This is a genomic window from Betaproteobacteria bacterium (assembly GCA_016791345.1).
In the GTDB taxonomy this organism is placed as follows: Bacteria; Pseudomonadota; Gammaproteobacteria; order Burkholderiales; family JAEUMW01; genus JAEUMW01.
The window spans coordinates 1-3359 of sequence record JAEUMW010000379.1; the positions used below are offsets into that span (position 1 = coordinate 1).

3 protein-coding genes are annotated in these 3359 nt (G+C 66.2%); 1 reads left to right on the top strand and 2 read right to left on the bottom strand.

Features of this window, described 5'->3' with window-relative positions; genetic code table 11:
* Nucleotides 1-914 (top strand): aminotransferase class I/II-fold pyridoxal phosphate-dependent enzyme (locus tag JNK68_14640; GenBank protein MBL8541582.1); only part of this gene is annotated, 914 nt, incomplete at its 5' end.
* 68 nt (nt 915-982) lie between these two features.
* Here JNK68_14640 and JNK68_14645 read toward each other — a convergent pair.
* Nucleotides 983-1789 carry a DUF2189 domain-containing protein gene (locus tag JNK68_14645; GenBank protein ID MBL8541583.1) on the bottom strand — a complete coding sequence of 269 codons (807 nt, stop codon included), beginning with the start codon at nt 1787-1789 and terminating at the stop codon, nt 983-985.
* Between the two features lie 222 nt (nt 1790-2011).
* The gene (locus tag JNK68_14650; protein MBL8541584.1) at nt 2012-3316 is read right to left on the bottom strand and encodes a hypothetical protein; all 1305 of its coding nucleotides are present in this window, start codon (nt 3314-3316) and stop codon (nt 2012-2014) included.
* Between the last annotated feature and the right edge of the window lie 43 nt (nt 3317-3359).

A 3359-nucleotide genomic window follows, 5' to 3' on the forward strand; every position in this document is an offset into this window, starting at 1 on the left:
CGCTGTACGGCGCGCGCTACGACGTCGAGAGCGAGATCACGGTCACCGCGGGGGCCACGCAGGCGATCTTCACCGCGATCGCCTGCGCGGTGCGCCCGGGCGACGAGGTGATCGTGTTCGAGCCGGTGTACGACAGCTACGTGCCGTCGATCCTGCTCAACGGCGGCACACCGGTGTACGCGCGTCTTTCGCATCCCGACTACCGCCCCGACTGGGCCGCCGTGCGCGAACTCGTGACGCCCCGCACGCGCATGATCGTGATCAACTCACCGCACAATCCGAGCGGCAGCACGCTCTCGGCGCAGGATCTGGCGGAACTCGAAGCGATCGTGAGCGACACCGACATCCTGGTGGCGAGCGACGAGGTGTACGAGCACATGGTGTTCGATGGCGAGCGTCACGAGAGCGTCGCGCGCCATCCGCGACTGGCCGAGCGGAGCTTCGTCGTGTCGAGCTTCGGCAAGACCTACCACGTCACCGGCTGGAAGATCGCCTACTGCCTCGCGCCGCGTGTGCTCATGGCCGAGTTTCGCAAGGCCCACCAGTTCGTCGTCTTCTGCGTGCACACGCCGTCGCAGCTCGCGCTTGCCGATTTCATGCAGCGTGGCGACTGGTACGCGGAGCTCGCGACGTTCTACGAAGCGAAGCGGGATTCCTTCCGGCGCTCGCTCGCCGGTTCGCGCTTCGATCTGCTGCCCTGCCGTGGCACCTACTTCCAGCTCGCGAGCTACCGGAGGATCTCGGAGGAGGGCGACCGCGCGCTCGCCGAGCGGCTGACGCGGGAGATCGGCGTCGCGTCGATCCCGGTCTCGGCATTCCATGCGAATGGCGAGGACCGCAAGGTGCTGCGTTTCTGCTTCGCCAAATCGGAGGAAACGCTGGCGCGTGCAGCCGAGCGGCTGCGCTCGCTGTAGGCGAACACAGCGCCAGCGTGGCGATCGAGCGGAGCGCAGGTCAGCGGATCAACGTCCTCCCGCGGCAATCAGATCTCTTCCGAATCCCACGGCGCATAGCTGCCGAACACGAGATCGCGGTAGGCGTGCCACGTCGCGTGACCGAGCAGCGGCAGGATCACCACGAGACCGAGCATGAGGGTGGCAAAGCCGATGGCGGTGAGCACGGCGATGATGGCCGCCCACAGCGCCATTGCGCCCGGATTGGCGATGACGGTCTTGATGCTCATCGCCACCGCGGTGCGCGTATCGGCGCGACCGTCGAAGATCATCGGCGCGGCAACGGCAGACAGCAGGAACGCGACGACCGCGAATACGGCACCAGTGGTCATATAGGTGAGGAAGAAGCTGCCGTACTTGCCATCGGAGATGACCTGGTACGCGCTTTCCGCCACCGACGGCAGATGACCGCCGAAGGCCTGCTGGAACAGCGCACTCGACAGCCATGCCCAGACGAGGGCCAGCGCCGCCAGCACCAGGCCGAGGCCGATGAGCGATCTGCCGTGCCGAATCGCGCCTTCGAGCGACGCGTCGAATGAGGCGCGCTCGCCGGCGTGGCGCAGGCGGGACAGCTCGTAGAACGCCGCGGCGAGCAGCGGCCCGACCAGCAGAAAGCCGGACACCGCAGCGGCCACCAGCGCGACGTGGGTGCTGCACAGCACTAGCACGACGTTGCCGAGCACGGCCAGGGTGAGCCCGTGGGCGAGGCTGGGGCCGGGATGGGCGCGCAGATCGTCCCAGCCGCGCTGCAACCAGACGAAGGGGCGCGAAGTCTCGACGTGCGCAACGTCGGGAAGTGCAGCCCGGGATTCGAAGCCCGAAATCGAGGTATCCATCCTGCTCCTCCTTGTCGATCGAATGAGAAAACGGCTGCGGAACACTGGAACCTGAAATCGTGCGCCGGTCGCAGCGGGGTTTCAAGCGATGTGCATGCTGCGCCGCGGCGCCGCGGGCAGGGGGTCGACCGGCTGACAAACCAAAGAAAACGGACCCGATCGCTCGGGTCCGCTCGAAGATGACGATTGCGTCGCGGTGGTCAGTTACGATTGTGGCTGGCTTCAGGGCGCCTTTGGTCCGCCAGACCTCGCCTGCATGCCGGGTGCAAAGAGGTCTCCGGCGTTAGGGATGCAGAACCCCGACGCCGACGAATAACCTCCCGCCCCGACGGCGGGCAGGGAAAACGTGATGTCGGTCGCTTTCTTGTCGCCATTCGGGTCGGTGTCCTTGTGCCCGTTCAGTATGGTGAGCTGCGGATGGTCGAACGGCGCCTTGTCGCACTGTACGCGCGGGTCGGTGAGCGACTTCAGGAAACGCTCCAGCGCAGCCAAGTCATCGTTTGCGGCGGTCTTGCCGGCGCACTCCGGTGGCGGGTTGCCAGTCACCGGGTCGGGGTCGCAGTCGAGCAGACCCAGCGCAAGGACCGTCCCCGTCGTATTGGTGTCGCAGTTGGCCACGCCGGCCAAGGGGTATGGCTGGTTGCCATCGGGACCGGTCCCCGTGTTGTCGCCCGAGGTGCACGCTGTCCCGGCAGCGCGCTCTGTAAGCGCGTTGGCCGCCGTGATGTCGCGCCGGTTCAAGCCGCGGTTGTAGAGCTTGAGCGCTTGCCGCAGGCTCGGGTAACCGCCCCAACTGAAGTACGGCGGCGTGAGGGCAACGTTGCGCAAGCCCGGCGCCTTGGCGGCGCCGTCCACCCCGAGCACAGGGGCGAGTCCTGCCACGCCGAGAGGATTCGGTGTGGCCGGGGCACCTCCCGCGACGGCCCGCTGCAGCACCGGGTCGACGAGGTACTTCGGGTCGTTCCCGTTCGCGAGGTAGTTCTGGAGTTGCCGACTGAACGAGAGCGGGTTGCCGTGAGGATCTTCCCCGCCGTTAATGCGGTCGGTGAACACAGGCCGAAGGCCGACGCTCATGGTTCCCTGGTCATGGCGATGCACGCCGCCGAGGTTCTTCCCGACCTGGATTATCAGGGTAAACGGCTCGCCATTCTGAAAGGCCGCTTGGCTCAGCATCGGAGGAGTGGGTCGACCCACGCCGCCGCCCGGGGCGTTATGACACACGAAGCAGTTGCCGCCCCGTATGCCGTCCGCCGCAGGCGGCCCCGGAGCGAAACGGGAGAAGATCGTGCAGCCGCGAACCAGGAGCGGATCCACGTCGGCGGCTGCCGTGCAGTTCCCTCCCGGAGCGAAGTTCGGGAGAACCGTCAACTTGCCCGCGGCCACCAGGCTGTCGAACTCGCTCTGGTCGGATACCAGAGTCCGCTCGTAAAGCATGATCGAGATGCCCCAGAACATGGAAAAATTCATCGCCATCTGGCTGTGACCCAAAGGCGCCTTCACCAGCTGCCCGTTGGCAATCTTGAACAATCCAGCCGCCGACCAGTATTTCGGGTCGAACGCTCTCGAGATC